15 protein-coding genes are annotated in these 18,456 nt (G+C 37.5%); 7 read left to right on the top strand and 8 right to left on the bottom strand.

What is annotated here, in order from left to right:
- Positions 1-11 precede the first annotated feature (11 nt).
- Positions 12-2,936 (top strand): FAD-binding and (Fe-S)-binding domain-containing protein, encoded by a 2,925-nt coding sequence (locus tag U0R11_RS03605; RefSeq protein ID WP_406749840.1) that lies wholly within the window; start codon positions 12-14, stop codon positions 2,934-2,936.
- A 10-nt stretch (positions 2,937-2,946) separates the two neighbouring features.
- Here U0R11_RS03605 and nagB read toward each other — a convergent pair whose 3' ends face one another.
- A complete protein-coding gene (gene nagB, locus U0R11_RS03610) occupies positions 2,947-4,848 on the bottom strand; it encodes a glucosamine-6-phosphate deaminase (RefSeq protein ID WP_406749841.1) in 1,902 nt (633 codons plus the stop codon).
- A gap of 10 nt (positions 4,849-4,858) precedes the next feature.
- The gene (locus tag U0R11_RS03615; protein ID WP_166374357.1) at positions 4,859-5,065 is read right to left on the bottom strand and encodes a helix-turn-helix transcriptional regulator; all 207 of its coding nucleotides are present in this window, start codon (positions 5,063-5,065) and stop codon (positions 4,859-4,861) included.
- A gap of 198 nt (positions 5,066-5,263) precedes the next feature.
- On the opposite strand from U0R11_RS03615, the gene U0R11_RS03620 reads away from it, so the two are divergent.
- The gene (locus U0R11_RS03620) at positions 5,264-7,639 is read left to right on the top strand and encodes a TonB-dependent receptor (protein WP_406749842.1); all 2,376 of its coding nucleotides are present in this window, start codon (positions 5,264-5,266) and stop codon (positions 7,637-7,639) included.
- A gap of 1 nt (position 7,640) precedes the next feature.
- Positions 7,641-8,561 (top strand): DUF4249 domain-containing protein, encoded by a 921-nt coding sequence (locus tag U0R11_RS03625; protein ID WP_406749843.1) that lies wholly within the window; start codon positions 7,641-7,643, stop codon positions 8,559-8,561.
- Here the strand turns inward: U0R11_RS03625 and porT are convergent, their stop codons facing one another.
- The 4 genes from porT to U0R11_RS03645 form a co-directional block, all read right to left on the bottom strand.
- On the bottom strand, positions 8,562-9,233 hold the full coding sequence (gene porT / locus U0R11_RS03630; protein WP_406749844.1) for a type IX secretion/gliding motility protein PorT/SprT: 672 nt from the start codon (positions 9,231-9,233) through the stop codon (positions 8,562-8,564).
- A gap of 4 nt (positions 9,234-9,237) precedes the next feature.
- Positions 9,238-9,963, bottom strand: a complete 726-nt coding sequence (gene ubiE / locus U0R11_RS03635; protein ID WP_406749845.1) for a bifunctional demethylmenaquinone methyltransferase/2-methoxy-6-polyprenyl-1,4-benzoquinol methylase UbiE — start codon at positions 9,961-9,963, stop codon at positions 9,238-9,240.
- Between the two features lie 72 nt (positions 9,964-10,035).
- On the bottom strand, positions 10,036-10,962 hold the full coding sequence (locus U0R11_RS03640) for an AEC family transporter (protein ID WP_406749846.1): 927 nt from the start codon (positions 10,960-10,962) through the stop codon (positions 10,036-10,038).
- Entirely contained in the window at positions 10,959-12,170 is a 1,212-nt protein-coding gene (locus U0R11_RS03645; protein ID WP_406749847.1) for a sensor histidine kinase, read from the bottom strand. The genes U0R11_RS03640 and U0R11_RS03645 overlap by 4 nt, the downstream gene beginning before the upstream one ends.
- Positions 12,171-12,311: 141 nt before the next feature.
- On the opposite strand from U0R11_RS03645, the gene U0R11_RS03650 reads away from it, so the two are divergent.
- The 3 genes from U0R11_RS03650 (at position 12,312) to U0R11_RS03660 (ending at position 15,884) form a co-directional block, all read left to right on the top strand.
- Positions 12,312-12,653 (top strand): PadR family transcriptional regulator, encoded by a 342-nt coding sequence (locus U0R11_RS03650; protein ID WP_406749848.1) that lies wholly within the window; start codon positions 12,312-12,314, stop codon positions 12,651-12,653.
- A 12-nt stretch (positions 12,654-12,665) separates the two neighbouring features.
- Positions 12,666-15,101: a PspC domain-containing protein gene (locus tag U0R11_RS03655; RefSeq protein WP_406749849.1), complete on the top strand. Its 2,436-nt coding sequence runs from the start codon at positions 12,666-12,668 to the stop codon at positions 15,099-15,101.
- Positions 15,102-15,167: 66 nt separating this feature from the next.
- Positions 15,168-15,884, top strand: coding sequence for a head GIN domain-containing protein (locus tag U0R11_RS03660; RefSeq protein WP_406749850.1), 717 nt, complete (start codon positions 15,168-15,170; stop codon positions 15,882-15,884).
- Here the strand turns inward: U0R11_RS03660 and U0R11_RS03665 are convergent.
- On the bottom strand, positions 15,881-16,489 hold the full coding sequence (locus U0R11_RS03665; protein ID WP_406749851.1) for a DUF1684 domain-containing protein: 609 nt from the start codon (positions 16,487-16,489) through the stop codon (positions 15,881-15,883). The two genes, U0R11_RS03660 and U0R11_RS03665, sit on opposite strands and share 4 nt — an antisense overlap.
- 49 nt (positions 16,490-16,538) lie before the next feature.
- On the opposite strand from U0R11_RS03665, the gene U0R11_RS03670 reads away from it, so the two are divergent.
- Entirely contained in the window at positions 16,539-17,126 is a 588-nt protein-coding gene (locus U0R11_RS03670) for a riboflavin synthase (RefSeq protein WP_406749852.1), read from the top strand.
- On the opposite strand, the gene argH is transcribed toward U0R11_RS03670, so the two are convergent.
- Complete coding sequence (argH, locus tag U0R11_RS03675; RefSeq protein ID WP_406749853.1) at positions 17,112-18,455, bottom strand: argininosuccinate lyase; 1,344 nt, start codon at positions 18,453-18,455, stop codon at positions 17,112-17,114. The genes U0R11_RS03670 and argH overlap by 15 nt on opposite strands.
- Position 18,456: the final 1 nt, after the last annotated feature.

The raw sequence follows: 18,456 nt of genomic DNA on the forward strand, positions 1-18,456 counted from the left end.
ATATTAATTTCATGCTTTCAACTGTTGAAACAACACCAGTCTTAGCTGAATTGGCTGAGAAAATTCAAGGATTTTTATACACAGATACGGTCATGCGTACATTGTATGCCACAGATGCTTCCGCGTATCGAGAAATGCCTTTGGGTGTTGTTATTCCAGAAACCAAACAGGATTTAGAAACCATCATTCGATTTGCCGATCAGCATGCTTTGCCTTTGATTCCAAGAACAGCGGGTACATCTTTAGCTGGACAAGTGGTAGGAAAGGCCTTGATTGTCGATGTGTCTAAGTTTTTTAATCGCATTTTAGAAATCAATCAAGAAGAGTCATATGTGTGGGTGGAACCAGGCGTAGTTCGGGATGTCTTGAATGTTGAATTAAAAAAGCAAGATTTATTTTTTGGGCCAGAAACATCTACAGCCAACCGTGCTATGATCGGTGGTATGTTGGGAAATAATTCATGTGGTTCCAATTCCGTAGTATATGGTTCTACGCGCGACCATGTTCTGGAGGTAGAAGGATATTTATCGGATGGGACTTTGGTCCACTTTAGTTCAGAAAACCCTTTTGAAACCCTGAAAGGTTTGAAAGAGGGTACTCGATTACACGATATCTATTCCAAAACATTGGAAGCTCTTTCTGATCCCCAAAGACAGCAAGAAATACAAGATGAATTTCCAAAACCGAGTATACATCGCAGAAATACGGGCTATGCGGTAGATATGTTATTAAATTCGGATGCTTTTGATTCCAAGAAAGCCCCATTTAACTTTTGTGCATTACTGGCAGGCTCGGAAGGTACACTTTGTTTTGCTACCAAAATAAAATTACATGTTGATAAGCTTCCTCCTGCACATTTAGGATTAGTTTGTGCGCATTTTAATACCATTGATGAAGCTTTACGAGCTAATTTAATTGCTTTGAAATTTAATCCATCGGCCTCTGAATTGATGGATCACTATATTTTAGAATGTACAAAAGCTAATCCTGAACAAAGACAAAATCGTTTTTTTGTGGAGGGGGATCCAGGTGCCATTTTGGTAGTAGAACTACGTTCGGAAGACCCCAATGAATTAGCTGCACAAGCCAAGGAAGTTGAAAAAGCGATGTTAGCTGAGAATCTAGGCTATCATTTTCCTTATGTCACAGGAGAGAATGTCAAGAAAGTGTGGGATTTGCGAAAAGCAGGCTTGGGTTTATTGTCTAATTTACCCGGCGATGAAAAAGCAGTAGCGGTTATTGAAGATACTGCGGTCGATGTGAATGATTTGCCGGCTTTTATTGCGGAGTTCAACGAGATACTTTCTGAAAATAATTTGTATTGTGTGCATTACGCTCATGCAGGTTCAGGCGAGTTACATTTAAGGCCTATCATCAATTTAAAGACGCAAGATGGGCATAAGATGTTCCGACATATTGCGGAAGAAATAGCCCGTTTAGTCAAGAAATACAAAGGATCCTTATCTGGAGAACACGGAGATGGAAGACTTAGAGGGGAATTTATCCCTTGGATGGTCGGAGAATCCAATTACCAATTGATGCGGGAGTTGAAATCATGGTGGGATCCCAAAGGGATTTTCAATCCCAATAAAATTGTAGATACACCTCCTATGGATAGCTTTTTGCGTTATGAGGCAGGTCAAATAACGCCAGAGTTCAAAACGGCGTTTCGATACCAAGATCAAGATGTTTTGCAGCATGCAGAACAATGTAATGGTTCGGGTGACTGCCGCAAAACGCCCGTTTCTGGTGGTACGATGTGTCCATCTTTTATGGCAACTCGAAATGAGAAAGAAACGACGCGTGCCAGAGCCAATATTCTTCGTGAATTCTTAACCAGATCACCTCAAGAAAATCGATTCGCACATGAAGAGATTAAAGAGGTCATGGATTTGTGTTTGGCTTGCAAAGGATGTAAATCCGAATGTCCATCCAATGTGGATGTGGCTAAATTGAAAATGGAATTTTTATACCAATACCAAAAAGAAAAAGGATTGCCTATACGGAGTTGGTTGGTGGGTCATTTTTCAAGTATTTCATCTTTGGCCTCTAAAGTCCCATTTGCTTATAACCTAATCATGGGTACTCCGTTTTTACGCAGGATTGCCAATCAGATAGTAGGTTTTCATCCAAATCGGACCATGCCTTTATTAGCCAATCAAACTTTAAAAGCTTGGTTGAGAAATAGGCCTAGTATTTCGTCCAACAAAGCTGTGTTTTTATTTGTTGATGAGTTTACCAATTTCAATGATGCCGAAGTGGGGCGTAAGGCTGTTTTGCTTTTGGAAGCATTGGGCTATGAAGTAAGAACATTGGATCATCCAATCTCAGGCAGATCATTTTTGTCAAAAGGGATGTTGGATGAAGCTAAGGAATTAGCTCAGAAAAATGTGGAATTATGGAGTGATTTAGTGAGTCAGGATGTACCCTTAGTGGGTATTGAACCCTCCGCTATATTAACCTTTCGGGATGAATATCCAGATTTAGTTTCAGAAGCTTGGGTAGATCGAGCTAAACAATTGGCTAAAAATGCCTTGTTATTGGAGGAATTTATTGCCCAGGAATTGGAGGCTAAACGGATTTCTCCCAATCAGTTTACGCAGGAAAAGCGCTTAATTAAATTACATGGACATTGCCAACAAAAATCCATTAGCTCTTTAGTACCTGCCAAGAAAGCTTTATCCTTGCCAGCCAATTATGAAGTTCAATTAATTCCTTCGGGATGTTGTGGTATGGCGGGTTCTTTTGGATATGAAAAAGAACATTATGATTTATCGATGCAAATTGGTGAATTGGTCTTGTTTCCAACGGTACGAGCGCAAGCACCTGAAGTGATTATTGCGGCATCTGGAACAAGTTGTCGTCACCAGATTCACGACGGTACGCAACGCAAAGCGAAGCATACCGCCGAAATCTTATTTGAGGCTTTGGTTTAGAGGCTTGTTTTTAAAATCTCCAGCGAACGAATGCTTCCATGGCTTCGTATTCCGCTAGTCCTAATTTATTGTAAATGCTTGCCGTTCCACGGTTACGCTCTTCCGCTCTTTGCCAAAATTCGCGGGAATCATCCCCTTGGAATACCACACCATCTTTTTGAGATTGGTGTTTAAAGATACCCATACGCTTTTGGAATACTTGATCGGGCGACATCGGTACGGCCATTTCAATTTGATCGATATCCCACTCTGCCCAAGCACCTTTGTAGAGCCATACCCAACAATTTTTCATGTATTCACGGTGCTTCAAGCGCTGTACGGCCTCTAAAATGGCATCCAAACATACTTTATGCGTTCCATGCGGATCGGCTAAATCGCCTGCTGCATAGATTTGGTGAGGCTGAATTTCCTCAATCAAATCCATGATGATTTGGACATCTTCTTCGCCTATTGGATTTTTACGAACCGTACCAGTTTCATAAAATGGCATTTCTAAGAAATGGGTATTTTCTTTTTTAATACCTACAAAGCGGCACGTATTTTTAGCTTCTCCTTTTCGGATTAAACCTTTGATTTCTCTCACTGAAGGAATATCAATTTCAGAATCACGTTTGCTTTTTAGGAACCTGACAGCTTCTTTATAAATTTTATTGGCCTTGGGATTGGAGTTTTCAAATTTTTCATTGAAATCAACGACAAACTCGGCAAAACGAAGGGCTTCATCATCCGCTACAGCAATATTCCCAGTAGTTTGATATGCCACATGTACATCATGTCCTTGGTCGTGCAAACGCTGGAATGTACCGCCCATGGAGATGATATCATCATCTGGGTGTGGACTAAAAATGATGACTTTCTTTTTGGCTGGGAAAGCTCTTTCTGGTCGATGTGTGTCATCTGCATTGGGTTTTCCACCTGGCCAACCCGTAATAGTGTGTTGTAAGTAATTGAATACTTCAATGTTGATATCATAAGCCTGACCATAAAGCGATAACAATTCAGAAAGACCATGCTCATTATAATCTTTACTGGTTAATTTTAAAACAGGCTTATCCAATTGTAATGCCAAATGGGTTACTGCCTTTTTTATCATTTTGCGATCCCAAATGACGGAATCTACGACCCAAGGGGTTTTAATGCGGGTTAATGCGGCAGCAGCCGTTTCATCCAAGATGAAAGTAGCATTGTTGTGTTGTTGCAAATAGGATGCTGGAATATCGGAAGTCACGGGTCCTTCTACCGCACGGGCAACACTTTCAGCCTTATGTTCACCCCAAGCTAATAAAATCAAACGCTTAGCGTGCATGATTTTATCAATACCCATGGTAATGGCCTTTTTATGTACTTTTTCTAAACCGCCAAAATCAATAGCAGCATCAATTTTAGTGCTGATATCTAGGGTCATTAAACGAGTTTTAGAATTAATTAAGGAACCAGGTTCGTTAAAACCAATATGTCCGTTTCGTCCAATGCCTAATATTTGAAAATCCAAGCCACCCAGTTTTTCGATTTTTTCATCGTAATCCCGACAAAATTCTGGAATTTTTTCAATGGCAAGGGTTCCATCGGGTATATTGATGTTATTTAAGGCTATGTCGACATGATCAAACAATTGCTCTTTCATGAAGCGAACATAACTTTGAATGGCATCCGGCTCCATCGGGTAATATTCATCTAAGTTGAAGGTGATTACATTTTTGAAGCTTAATCCTTCTTCCTTATGCATTCGGATTAACTCTTGATACACCTTTTTAGGGGAGGAACCCGTAGCTAATCCTAAGACAGCAGGTTTCTTTTCTTTGGCTCTTTCACGAATCAGTGAGGCGATTTCCTGCGCTACGGCTTTGGAAGCTTTTTCTGAATCTGAATAAATACGTGTGGGTACTCTTTCAAAACTTATGGCCTGTTCCATGGTTAAAAAATTAAGGTTTAGAGGCTATGACGATTAAATCTAGTTCCAGTATGTCAAACAAACGGAGAATGGTTTTGATGGCGGGATTTCCTTTTCCCAATTCGATGGAATGTATTGTTTTAATGGCTACACCGCTTTTTTCACTCAATTCGTCTTGGTTCAGTCGAAGTGCGCTTCTTTTTTCTCGGATGATTTCGCCAAAAATTTTCAAGTCCATCGATTTTTCTCTTGATTGTGATGTAAAAGTAGTACAAAAAATTAAAATAAAAATTAATCGGTAATAAGTTACTGATTAAATATAAAAAAATTAAATATGTCGATTATTCAGATTATCAGTTTTTTGAAACTTTCTTATCACATATTGGGTTTATCTTTGTGCTCATTATCATACTCAAGTGTTCAATCATCTAATTCAATGAAATTTCGACATCTCATTATCATCATATTTAGTCTGTGTTATACGACTTTATATGCTCAAAAAGCTACTTTAAGCGGTTATATCAAAGATAGTTCCAATGGTGAAGGATTGATCGGAGCCAACGTGTTTGTTAAAGAGCTAAAAGTTGGAAATCAAAGTAATACTTACGGATTTTACAGTTTGACCCTAGCTCCAGGAGAATATACTTTAGTTTTTTCCTACACAGGTTATGAGCGAGTAGAGAAGAAAATTCAATTTTCAAGTCAGGCTCAGCAATTTTCAGTGGAATTGAAACCTGCCGACAGTGAATTAGCCGAGGTTCGTGTAACAGCCAAGGCGGTGGATGAGAATGTCAAGAGTATCGAAATGTCGGTCAATAAGATTGATATAAAAACGATCAAACGAATTCCTGCCTTATTAGGTGAAGTGGATTTAGTCAGAGCTATACAGCTATTGCCAGGGGTTAGTACAGTCGGAGAAGGAGCCTCAGGATTCAATGTTCGAGGGGGAGGAGTAGATCAAAACTTGGTTTTGATGGATGATGCCCCGGTATATAACTCTTCCCACTTATTTGGTTTTTTCTCAGTCTTTAATCCAGATGCAGTAAAAGACGTAAAGCTTTTTAAAGGAGGTATTCCTGCTCAATACGGTGGTCGAGTTTCGTCTATTCTGGATGTGAAAATGAAAGAAGGAAACACGAAAAAGTTAGAAATTAATGGTGGAATTGGTGTTATATTTTCCCGACTTTCCATTGAAGCACCCTTGATTAAAGATAAAGCTTCTTTTATTGTGGCGGCTCGTAGATCCTATATTGATATTTTGGCCAAGCCATTTCTAACAGGTAATAATGCCAATGCCCAATTTAATTTTTATGATTTAACGGCCAAAGTTAATTACAATATCAATTCAAAAAATACCGTGTTTTTGTCTGGTTATTTTGGGCGAGATGTATTTGGTACGGGATTTGGATTTAATTGGGGTAACGGTACTTTATCAGCAAGATGGAACCATGTATTTTCTAATAAATTGTTTTTAAATGCGACCAGTTTCTACAGTAATTATGATTATTTGTTGGACTCTGATCTAGAAAATAAAAGACCGAATGATTCCTTTCGGTGGACGTCCAACATTGTTAATTTAAGTTTTAAACCAGATTTCACCTATTATATTACTCCCGATAATACCTTAACCTTTGGAGGTCAAATTCTATCTTATGAATTTAAACCAGGGAAAGCAGTTGCTTCGTCCATAGGTGAAAAGAGAGAGTTTGGTCAAGCCAATAAAAGAGGATTAGAAACCTCTTTTTATGTGGGAAATGAATTGAAATTTTCTCCGCAATTTTCAGCACAATACGGATTACGCTACTCTCATTATGATTATCAAAGTCTTGATGGAGAATATTATAATCGAATTTCCGTACCGATGTCGGCGCAAAATCCATCTGGATATGTTTTGCAGATTAATAAGGTAAATCCAGATCAAATTATTGCGTCCTATGGAAATTTTGAGCCACGTTTGGCTTTGAATTGGACTTTGAATGAAGCCTCATCGTTAAAAGCTAGCTTCAATCGATTATCACAATATGTTCATTTAATGTCAAACACAGCTGCATCCACCCCATTGGATGTATGGACAAGTTCAACGAACAATATCAAACCTCAAATTGCTGATCAAGTAGCCTTGGGATTTTTTAAGAATTATGGAGAGAGTGGAAATGATTATGAGGCATCTGTAGAAGTATATTACAAAAAGATGCAAAACCAAATCGATTATTCAGATCGGGCAAATTTGTTTTTAAACCCTTATTTTGAAAAGGACTTATTATTTGGTGATGGACGGGCTTATGGATTAGAGATCTTTGTGAAAAAGAATGTAGGTAAACTGACAGGATGGCTGAGCTATACATTAGCAAGAACAGAGCGTAAAATCGATGGTATTAATAATAATGAGTGGTATACAAGTCGATACGATAGAACACATACCCTAAATTTAATAGGACAATATGCTTTAAATGAAAAGTGGTCATTTGGAGCCAATTTTGCCTACATCACAGGAGTGCCTTATTCTATCCCCGTACAAAAGTATGTTTATGAAGGCATTGCCTATCCGCAAACAATACCTGGAACACGTGGCAATATTCGTGTGCCAGATTACCATCGATTGGATATTTCAGCTACTAAGAAAAACAAAAAGGGCCTATTTGGTAAAGGAAGCTCAGAATGGGTATTCTCCGTGTATAATTTATACAATAGAAAAAATCCTTTTTCAGTTTATACTCGTCCAAATGAAACAAATTCAGCTCAAACTGAAGCGGTACAATTATCAATTATTGGTTCATTCGTTCCAGCAGTAACTTATAATTTCTCGTTCTAATATGAAAATCAAAGCTATTTATATCTTAAGTATTCTTCTCACGGTAGCATTAAGCTCATGCGAAGATATTGTTCAGTTGGATAGTCCAAAGTCCAACAATTATTTAGTGGTTGAAGCTACTTTGACCAATTTGCCTGGTCCACAAAAAATCATGCTGACTAAATCTCAAGCCTATTTTGACAATTCAGCTGTTCCCCAAATTAGTGGTGCTGAAGTCAAAGTTCGTGACAATATGGGTCAAGAATATGTTTTTGTGGAAGAAAAAGATCAGGCTGGAATCTATATTTGGCAACCTAAAACAGCGACAGACATATTAGGTAAAATGGGTATGACTTATCAATTATCTATCAACTGGTCCAACGAGCAATTTAGCGCCTCTGCAACCATGAGGAGAGTTCCTACCATTGATTCCTTATTATATCAATTTGATGAGGCTTCTGGTCGACAGAGAGGAGATGAAAAGCCAAAAAATGGTTATGATGCTCAATTCTTTGCCAAAGATTTTTTAGGTTTAGGGGATTGTTATCGAGTTAAAACCTATAAAAATGGTAAATTATACAATAATCCTTCCAATATATCAGTCATTTATGATGGTGCATTTCAGCAAGGAGCAGCTTCTGATGGATTAACCTTTAACTTACCTATCCGCCGATCAATTTCTCCAGAATTGTATTTGGAAAATGATTTGATTAAGGTAGAGTTATATTCTATTTCTCAAGATCAATTCAATTTTTATTCTCAAGCTCGACTGGAATTAAATAATGCGGGTCTATTTTCAAGACCAGCAGCTAATATCCCAACTAATATTCAAAATTTGAATAGCAATTCATCCATACAGGGAGCAGGATGGTTTGGAGTTTCAGCCCTTAGTGTTTTTGAAACGAAAGTTGACCCGAAGCTGGCTAGAAAAGGCTTGAAGTAATTATTCGAAATTAATGTACAGCGTAACATTGTGGGTATTAATCCGACTCACTTTGAAATAAGGATTAGTGTTGACAGAAGGTGCTGAATATAGATTGGCTATGCCATGTGAAAATCTAATTTCAGGAGTGAATTTGAAATATTTAAAAAATCCTTCAAATCCGAAACCATATTCTAAAGCAAAATCAACTGTTTGTGCACTCAGTGCAGCACTATTTTTCTTTACATTCGCCTCTACGCCAAATTTCGAACCTGCTAAAACATACATCCGATGGTTCATGCGTCGGATGGATTTAAATTTCAATAAAACAGGGATTTCAAACCAAGTAGATTCCCTAGCTATATTGATATCTTCCGCCGGTTTAGGTTGGATAAAAGTGATATCTCGATCATAAAGAGCTATGTTAACCCCAGATTTTAATTCTAAAAACCGATTAAAGGAATAATTTGCCAATCCCCCAATTTGAAATCCAAAATTTCTAGGTGATATACTTGGTTCGAGCTTTGGATCAGCCTCCATGCTAAAATTGCTAGAGCTTAAGCCAAAAAGGAATCCAAAGTGAACCCTTTTATCGTCATAATATTCATTATTGATGCGAATGTATTTATTCCCCTGAGCTAAAGAACAAAAGCCCATCAGACTGAAAACAATAAGAGCCAATAGCTTTTTCAAATTCCTATTTTGATTTTTGGCCCAGATAAATAGAACAAATACCTCCAGTCATGGGAATCCATTGCGTATTTACATAACCTACTTGGTGAAAAATAGCTAAGAAATTTTGACCATCTGGAAAGGCTTGTACTGATTCGGGTAAATAAGTATATGCAGCTGGATCCTTGGAAATCAATTTTCCCAATAAAGGAAGAATGAATTTGGAATAAAAGGCATACAAATGTTTCATTGGGAATTTTCTTGGATTCGAAAATTCAAGAATCAAGCAATATCCACCCGGTTTCAGCACACGCAACATATCGTTCAAGCCTTTTTCTAGGTTTTCGTAATTCCTAACGCCAAAGCTTACGGTAATAGCATCAAAGCTTTGGTCTGAAAAAGGTAGTTTTTCTGAATCACCTAATTGCAAGTGTATTTTATCTTCTAAGCCAAGTTTTTTGATTTTCTCGATACCGAAATCTAACATACCTTGCGAAATATCCACACCAATAATTTTTTCTGGCTGAATCTTTAAAGCTTCTATTGCAAAATCACCTGTTCCTGTAGCAATATCAAGCAAGGATTTAATACCCTTGTTCTTCAATAAATTAATCGCTTTTTTTCTCCAGATAATGTCGATTCCTCCACTAAGTAAATGATTTAAGAAATCATACTTAGGTGAAATGGAATTGAACATTTCTGCTACTTGTTCCTTTTTTCCTTGCGATTGATTTTTGTAGGGTACTACCATTGTCGATTGTTTGCTTTATTCCCAAACGTAAATTAGGGGCATTTGTTTCTGCAAATTACCAAAATTATTTGGTTAGGCGGTAGCCATTTGGAATACTCCTACCAATATCCACATGAGAGCAAAGCTTATTAACATGGAAAAATTAACCAATGCACCTGCAATGGAGGTATCAAAGTTTAGTTCATCAGAATAGGTGATGAGCGTCATCCCTACCGGTAAAATGATGCAGATAAGCATCATGTTTCTAAAATAGGTATCAAAGGGAAGGCTATAATATAGAAATAAGCCAATTGCCAAACCCAATAGATAACGAATGCCAAGTACTTGAAATACCTTTATGATGGACTTTTTAGGCAAACGCACACTAAAATATATTCCCATTAAGAGTAAAACCAAGGGTTTATTTCCTTGTGCGATGGTATCCACAATGCTCGTTAGAAATAGGGGTAAAGGAACTTCCAGTAAATTTACGATTAATCCAATCACCATGGCCTGAAAGGGAAAAAGTGACATGATTCGCTTGAACACATGCTTCCACATATTGCCTTTTTTGGTTTGAGCCGATAAATAATTCCCCATACCATAGGTCAAAATGAAGTTGATAAAAGAATTACCAATGTCAAACATGGCTGCATAAGTTAATCCTTTCCAACCCCAAATACCTTCAATTAAAGGGTAAGCAAATAAACCTAAATTATATCCTGAGCATCCCATGGTTAGGATTCCTCGATATTCTGAGCCCTCTTTTTTGAAAATATGAAAACCTACAAATGAACAAAGTAAGGCAAACAAGATGCAAATTAAAGGTAGCCACAATAATTCAGTGGAGAATTCGACCTTAATCATGGTACTAAACACCAAAGCCGGAAAAGTGGTATGCATCAAGAATTTCGAAATATTTTTAGCATCATGAGTTGTTACATAACCTAGGCTTTTTAGGATGTAACCAATGGAAATGACAACAAGAGCTGAACCAAAAACAAAATTGGGGGAATTCATGCGTGAATGGGTGGCTTAGGCAAGGAAATACGGAAAGTACTCCCTTTGTTTATTTCAGTAGATTTTAAAATGAGTTTACCCTCATGATAATTTTCAACGATCCTTTTTGCTAAAGTAAGCCCTAATCCCCATCCTCTTTTTTTGGTGCTAAATCCCGGAGAAAATATTTTGGACATATTTTTATTGGATATCCCCTTTCCTGTATCAGAAATATCAATGTATATGAGATTATTTTTCCCTTCTGATAGGACAATTTGGATATTCCCACTACCACTCATTGCATCCACTCCATTTTTACAAATGTTTTCAATGACCCATTCGAACAGGTAACGATTGACTTTCGCCTCTTGGTCTGGGGCCAATAGGCTAATGACTTCTATGTGAACTTTGCTGGAAATTCGATTCTTCAAATACTGTAAAAAGGTACTGATTAACTCTTCTAGATTCTCTTCTTTTAGAATAGGGGCAGAGCCGATGTTGGAAAACCTCGTGGTAATGGTCTCTAGGCGTTGAATATCCTTGCTTAATTCGATAACTATATTCGGATCAATACTAGGTTCATTTCGGAGGATCTCAACCCATGCAGTCAAGGAAGAAAGCGGAGTTCCTAATTGATGGGCCGTTTCTTTGGCTAATCCTACCCAGACACGATTCTGTTCAGCGCGTCTGGAATATGAGAAAAAGATATACCCAAGGAAGCCGATAATCAAGACAACAAGAAGCTGAGAAAGTGGATAGTACCTTAGTAATTTCAATAATTTAGAATTCCCATAATAGATGTATTCTTTTTGGAATCCCATATCCATTTCAATGGGCTTGTTGTTTTCTGAAATAATTTCAGTCAGCTTTTGATTGAGAATTGATTGCTTTGCCTCGGTCGAAAGCTGGCTGGGCATGGGGATATTGATGGAATTTAAATGCCCAGAGCCATCTTTCCATATCACTGGAATAGTATTGTTTTCATTGATTTTTTTAATCCTTTCAAAAAAGAAATTAATATCGGCATTTTCATCACTCGTCATAACGTAGCGTATGGTCTCTGCATATAATTCAATTTGTTGCTTTTCTCTTTCCTCTAATTTAGTCACTAAACCATCTGTAAAGTAGAGCGAAAAGCCTGCCATGAAAATACAAACCGCAAAAAAAGCCACCTTAAGCCATGTGTCGCGGTTGTAAAAGGCTAGAGGTAAGGAGACTTCTTTGAACATGGGGATATTTTTCGAACCTAAAAAAGGCTATTCATCACAAAATAGTCACCGTTTATCCAAAAATCAAAAAAAAGTTTCTAAGGTACTATGTAATGCAAAGTACCTTACGTAGTTTTGTATCACATTAAAACACAGAAACCGATGGATATTGAAAATGCCAAGGTACAGATGAGGAAAGGAATTTTGGAATTCTGTATTCTGCAGATTATTTCGCGAGGCGAGGTTTACGCATCCAACATGTTGGAAGAATTAACCTCTGCAAAAATCATGGTCGTGGAGGGAACCTTATACCCTCTTTTAACCCGCCTTAAAAATGCTGGGTTTTTAGATTACAAATGGGTGGAATCTTCCTCAGGCCCACCACGTAAGTATTACGTATTAACAGAAAAAGGAGGAGAATTTTTAAAAGAACTTCATTTAACATGGGATGAGTTACAAGGCTCTGTACTTCAAATAACGAATCCCACCACCCCCAATTCATAAATCTATCATTGTATGAAAAAGACCCTTTCAATTAATATCGCAGGGATTATCTTCCACATCGAGGAGGATGCGTTTGCCACATTGGATGCATACATCAAATCCATCCATGCTTACTTCGAGAATTTCGAAGGTTCAAAAGAGATTATTGCTGACATTGAAGCAAGAATTGCCGAGAAATTCTGGGGCATTCGGGAAGACGAAAAAACAGAGGCCATTTCATTAGAACATGTAAATGCCTTAATCGCTTCTCTAGGAACAGTAGCTGATTTTCAAGCTTTAGAAAGCGAAGAAGATAAGAAGGAAAGTAATTCATCTCAGACTCATTCCACGCATTCAGAAAAGTCTGCTCCCCATCAAAAAGTATTTAGACGTGATTTGTCGAGGAAAATGATTGGTGGTGTGGCTTCAGGTTTGGCACGTTATATACATGCTGATCCAATCTGGGTACGTTTATGTATGATTGTTGGATTCTTTGGATTGATTCCATTGTTCCACGTAGCCAATGTCATCTTCTGGGCTTATGTCATCTGTTGGATTGCCATCCCTGGAGAAATCAATTTAGAGGAAGATAAATCCTTCCGTAAATTTTATCGTGATCCTGAAAAGAAAGTCATTGGTGGAGTGATCTCCGGATTTTCTGCCTACACAGGATGGGATTTAGGTCTATTGCGTGTGTTAGCTGTACTCTCTGTACTGTTTTTTGGAACAGGAATTGTAGCCTACCTGGTGATATTAATCATAGCACCAGAGGCTAAAACCCTGACCGATAAAATGGAAATGACAGGAGAACCAATCACACTTGAAAATATTGAAAACAACATTAAGAAGAACTTCCAAAAGGAAGGGGAAGCTGAAGAAAGTGCTTTAACTCGTATCTTATTGGTACCTTTTCGACTAATTGCTGCTTTCTTTGGCGCATTTAAAGGCTTTTTTATAGCTCTTCGTTGGATTGTTCAAATAGCATTTGGTATCATTTTAACCGTTATTGGTTTAAGTAGTATCATCGCCTTAATAACGGTTTGTTCAGTAGGATTCTCAGGATTAGATCATGGTCAAGTTCAAATTGCCTTTGGTGAAGCAATCCCCTTATATTTGTTAGCTAATGATTTGCCATCGTGGACTTATTTAGCTTTCATTGCAGCCATTCTACCTATTTTGGTTTCCATTATTATCTCAGGAGTTTCTTTATTAGCTAACCGTAAATTCTATAATAGAACCTATAAATACATCGCTACTACCTTATGCATCATTGGTTGGATTGGTTTATTTGTGGCCTTACCAACCGTGGGAAGAAATTTTTCTAGAACAGCTTCTATCAATCAAGTAAAAGACATTAGTGTTCCAGCAAAGCCATTTGTATTTGATATCAAAAAAGAATCGCAAGAGTCGATTTGGGAAAAAATGTTGGGTAGTAGAGAATTGGTTGATGAAATCTTAGATGATGAGGATATGCATGATTATAACCGTGAAGGATTTACGCGGACTCAAATCACCATTGAAGGGTATTCAGGTACAACGATTCAGGTCATTGAATTTTCAAAGTCAAATGGAAGAGACCGTTTGGATGCTGAGAAAAATGCAAGAAGCATTAAGTACGATTACTCCGTTCAAAATGATAAAATCATATTTGACAGTCATTTTGGAATCACGAATCAAAAGTTTAGAAACCAACGTATGCGTGTGAAGGTGTTGATTCCATTTGGCCAAAGCTTTGGTATGACGCGTGATTTTGCTTCTTATATTGAAAATGAAATTCATGGAGGGTATTTTAACGAGAGCACTGGCGACTTATTTGTTGGTTCCATGTGGAATTTTACTCCAGAAAAAGGATTGACATGTATTAATCGTGAACCGATTGAAGAAAAGGAAGAGTCTTTCCATGAAGATCGTTCTTCTTCTGATGAAGTAGGTGTAAACTTCTCTATCAGTAAGGATTTGGAAAACTTTCAAAGCATTGAAGCCTTAAATACAGAAGGAGCTAGCATTCGAATCGTACCTGGAGATAAATATATCATCCGATTCGAAGGAAATGATAAACCAAGTTTTGTGACGGAAGCCAAAGTGGTGAACGGTGTATTGAAATTGGACAAAGTACAATCAGGTGTTCAGATAGAAATACAATCTCCTAAGCTTTCTAAAGTAGAATTGGGAGGAAACGCCAGAACGGAGATCAAAGGATTTAATCAGGCTAAATTGGAAGTGGTCTTACATAATTTCCATAGTGTCAATATCGATGGAAATACGGAATTATTAATCGCTTCATCCGATCAAAATGCGGAGCTTATCGCCCCTAATTTGGTTGTTCAAAAGGCTATTGTATCCTTGAAGGATCAATCTAAAATGGATTTGCAAGTGATTAAGAGTATTACTGGAAACAAATCCATGGATGCTGATTTAAGTTATCAAACCATGTCTAATTTACAAGTAAACATTAAAACCCAAAAATAATAGGTAGATGATGCAACCTTTTGTTCATTCGTTTCATCTTCTCTACATTCCAAAAATATAACAATCATGAAAACAAAATTCAATTTATTCATTTTCCTGGGAGCTTTATTGATGTCCATCGTGGCATGCGCATCTCCAGAAGATTATTCAAAAAAGTTTAAAGTATCCGGTTTTCAAAATTTAGACATAGGTCAAGCTTTTGAAATTAAAGTGAGCAAAGGAAGTTCTTTTTCTATGGCAGCTTATGGACGTCAAGAAGACGTTGATGATTTAGAAGTGGACATCGATGGTAATACCTTGAAGGTATCTTATAAAGATCGCAATTGGGGTTTCAACTGGGGTAAAAATCGTAAAAGAGTACGTTTAGTTATCACCATGCCTCGTCTAGCTAATGCCGATTTTTCAGGTGCCTGCCGTGTTGATGTGGATGGGTTCGCCAATGAAGAACAAATGAATTTTGTGTTTAGTGGAGCATCTAAAGGTCAATTAAATCAAATTAGTGCCGATAAATTAAATGTGGAATTATCAGGAGCTTCTCATTTGAATATCAGTGGACATGCTGGGAAATTAAATGTGGATGCTTCAGGTGCGAGTCACTTAGATGGTTCTAATTTGATGGCCCGTGACACGGATGTAGAGGCAAGTGGAGCAAGTCATGTTAGCGTGCAAAGTCAAAAGACATTACGCGTTGATGCTTCTGGTGCATCCAAAGTATCTTATAAAGGAGTACCTACTATCAGCAAAGATCTGTCAGGTGCTGCTTCCATAAACCAAGTAAACTAGTTTTTTTCCCCAGCGGGTATGCTAAAGTTTAATAGGTTACTCGCTGGCGGAACTGGACAAGCATATTCCGGATTGTAAGCACAAAAAGGAAAGTAAGCTAAATTAAAATCCGCCTTAAGTTTTTTACCGTTTAGATTTATTAGGGGTATATCTAAGTACCTACCGCCTCCATAGGTTTCTGTGGGGGCGGTTTTGTCTTTAAATGGGAGGAAGAAATCCCCATTGTCATGTTGATATAACTTTAAACGTAGCTCTTGTCCATTGATTTGAGCTTTAATATCTCCAATATATAGTATGTCTTCTTTTGTACCATCACTCATGGGCATAGCGATTTTATCTACTTTCGAATTTTTCTCTAATTCAAATTCTATTTGCCAAGCACTTGAAAAAGGAAAATAGTGCAAGCCCTTAAAATTTTCTTTATTCTTGATGGGTGAATCTTCCTGCTCTTTCATCGAAATGTCTTTTTCTTTTCGATGTTTTATGACTGCTAAAGAATCTTCTTGCGTTTTCCTTAGGCTAACAGAATTGTTTTTTGGTAGACTAATAATCACCAAGGAGATAGCACCAAGAATAAGAATCAAAATCCATTTATTGAATTTCATAAGATTGGGTGTAATTTTGAATTTAGGCAAAAATATAAAATTTAATTCGATGTTTACAGGCATTGTGGAGGCCATGGGCACCTTAGAGAATAGATTAGTTCAAGGAACAAATATCGACTTTTGGTTTAGTTCCCCTTTTACCCATGAATTAAAGATAGATCAATCTTTGGCGCATAATGGTGTTTGTTTAACCATTGTCGAAATTAAGGATAAACAATACCGAGTAACTGCCATTGAAGAAACCCTCAATAAGACCAATTTAGGAGCGCTAAAACTGGGTCAAAAAGTAAATTTAGAACGTTGTCTAGCGGCTACAGGTCGATTCGATGGACATATCGTTCAAGGGCATGTTGATACCACAGGAGTTTGTACACAAATTATAGCTCATGAAGGTTCGTGGGAATATTATTTTGAATATCCACTTTCTAAAGAACACATAACTGTGACAAAAGGCTCTATCTGTGTTAATGGAACCAGTCTAACGGTTGTTCATTCTGGCCAACATGATTTCTCCGTAGCCATTATTCCATATACCTATGAACATACAGTCTTTCACCAATTGAAGGTCGGAGATACTGTTAATGTAGAATTTGATATCGTTGGAAAATATGTCCAAAAAATGCTAGCTAGCAATTAATTGAGCAATGGCTTGATTAACCTTTTCAAAACCAAATCGTTGAAAAGCAATGTCTTTTTGCGATTGGATTTGATCTAAACCTAAATTTCCAATACTTCCTAAATGGGTATGATTCAGGTTTCTTTGACTTCCATCAAACTGTTTATCTTCAATCATTTTACCAATTTGTTGATAAGCTTCCCGAAATGGAACACCCTGAACTACGAGTCGATTCACCTCTTCTACACTGAACAGTAAATCATATTTCTCCTGATTTAATAAATCAGATTTTACTTTCATGTGTTCTACTAGGTAGTGAGTAATTTCCAAACCATCTAAAATTTCCTCAATGGCTGGCATTAACAGTTCTTTGGTTAGTTGGAACTCGCGATGGTAGCCTGATGGTAAATTGCTGGTTAATAAGTGTAATTGATTCGGTAGGGCTTTGAGTTTATTGGCTTTGCCTCGTAATAATTCAGCTACATCAGGATTCTTTTTATGAGGCATGATGGAGCTCCCAGTGGTAAGAGCATCAGGTAATTCAATGAACCCAAAATTTTGAGAGTTGTATAGACAAACATCCATGGCCAATTTGCTCAAGGTACTAGCAATCTGGCTGATAGCTGTTAATACATAAAACTCCGTTTTTCCACGGGATAGTTGGGCATTGACCACATTGACATGCGGGCTTTCAAAGCCTAATAAATCCGTGGTTAATTGACGATCCAAGGGGAAGGAAGATCCATATCCAGCACCTGATCCAAGTGGGTTTTTATTGGCTAAGCGAAAAGCGGCTTCTAATAATTCTACATCTTCTACCAAACTTTCAGCGTAGGCACCAAACCATAATCCAAAAGAAGAGGGCATGGCGATTTGCAAGTGGGTATAGCCAGGAAGTAAATCTTTTTTATGAGCCTCACTTTTGCTTAGTAATAAATTGAAAAGTTTTTCAACAGCTTCCGCAATTTCTTGAATTTCTGCGCGCATGAATAATTTCAAATCCACTAAAACTTGGTCGTTTCTTGAACGGCCCGCATGAATCTTCTTTCCTAAATCACCAAGTTTTTGAGTTAGCAAATATTCGATTTGAGAATGAACATCCTCCATGCCAGGTTCAATTTCAAATTCACCAGCATCAATGGAGGCTAAAATAACCTTCAATTCTAGGCATAAAGGACTAAGTTCTTCTTTTTTTAATAGGCCAACTTCTGCCAACATGGTAATATGGGCTAAGGAACCCAATACATCGTAACGGGCCAATTGTAAATCATAGATGGGATCATTTCCAATCGTAAATTTTTCAATTTTAGCATCTGTAGTCTGATTCGCTTTTTGCCAAAGTTTTGCCACG

The organism is Aquirufa salirivi, assembly GCF_045310485.1.
Classification (GTDB): Bacteria; Bacteroidota; Bacteroidia; order Cytophagales; family Spirosomataceae; genus Aquirufa; species Aquirufa salirivi.

What these genes read in the sequence shown, in the direction of transcription:
- U0R11_RS03605 (WP_406749840.1), top strand. Translation starts at nt 12, where the DNA reads ATGCTTTCAACTGTTGAAACAACACCAGTCTTAGCTGAATTGGCTGAG.
- nagB (WP_406749841.1), bottom strand. Translation starts at nt 4,848, where the DNA reads ATGGAACAGGCCATAAGTTTTGAAAGAGTACCCACACGTATTTATTCA.
- U0R11_RS03615 (WP_166374357.1), bottom strand. Translation starts at nt 5,065, where the DNA reads ATGGACTTGAAAATTTTTGGCGAAATCATCCGAGAAAAAAGAAGCGCA.
- U0R11_RS03620 (WP_406749842.1), top strand. Translation starts at nt 5,264, where the DNA reads ATGAAATTTCGACATCTCATTATCATCATATTTAGTCTGTGTTATACG.
- U0R11_RS03625 (WP_406749843.1), top strand. Translation starts at nt 7,641, where the DNA reads ATGAAAATCAAAGCTATTTATATCTTAAGTATTCTTCTCACGGTAGCA.
- ubiE (WP_406749845.1), bottom strand. Translation starts at nt 9,963, where the DNA reads ATGGTAGTACCCTACAAAAATCAATCGCAAGGAAAAAAGGAACAAGTA.
- U0R11_RS03640 (WP_406749846.1), bottom strand. Translation starts at nt 10,962, where the DNA reads ATGAATTCCCCCAATTTTGTTTTTGGTTCAGCTCTTGTTGTCATTTCC.
- U0R11_RS03645 (WP_406749847.1), bottom strand. Translation starts at nt 12,170, where the DNA reads ATGTTCAAAGAAGTCTCCTTACCTCTAGCCTTTTACAACCGCGACACA.
- U0R11_RS03650 (WP_406749848.1), top strand. Translation starts at nt 12,312, where the DNA reads ATGGATATTGAAAATGCCAAGGTACAGATGAGGAAAGGAATTTTGGAA.
- U0R11_RS03655 (WP_406749849.1), top strand. Translation starts at nt 12,666, where the DNA reads ATGAAAAAGACCCTTTCAATTAATATCGCAGGGATTATCTTCCACATC.
- U0R11_RS03660 (WP_406749850.1), top strand. Translation starts at nt 15,168, where the DNA reads ATGAAAACAAAATTCAATTTATTCATTTTCCTGGGAGCTTTATTGATG.
- U0R11_RS03665 (WP_406749851.1), bottom strand. Translation starts at nt 16,489, where the DNA reads ATGAAATTCAATAAATGGATTTTGATTCTTATTCTTGGTGCTATCTCC.
- U0R11_RS03670 (WP_406749852.1), top strand. Translation starts at nt 16,539, where the DNA reads ATGTTTACAGGCATTGTGGAGGCCATGGGCACCTTAGAGAATAGATTA.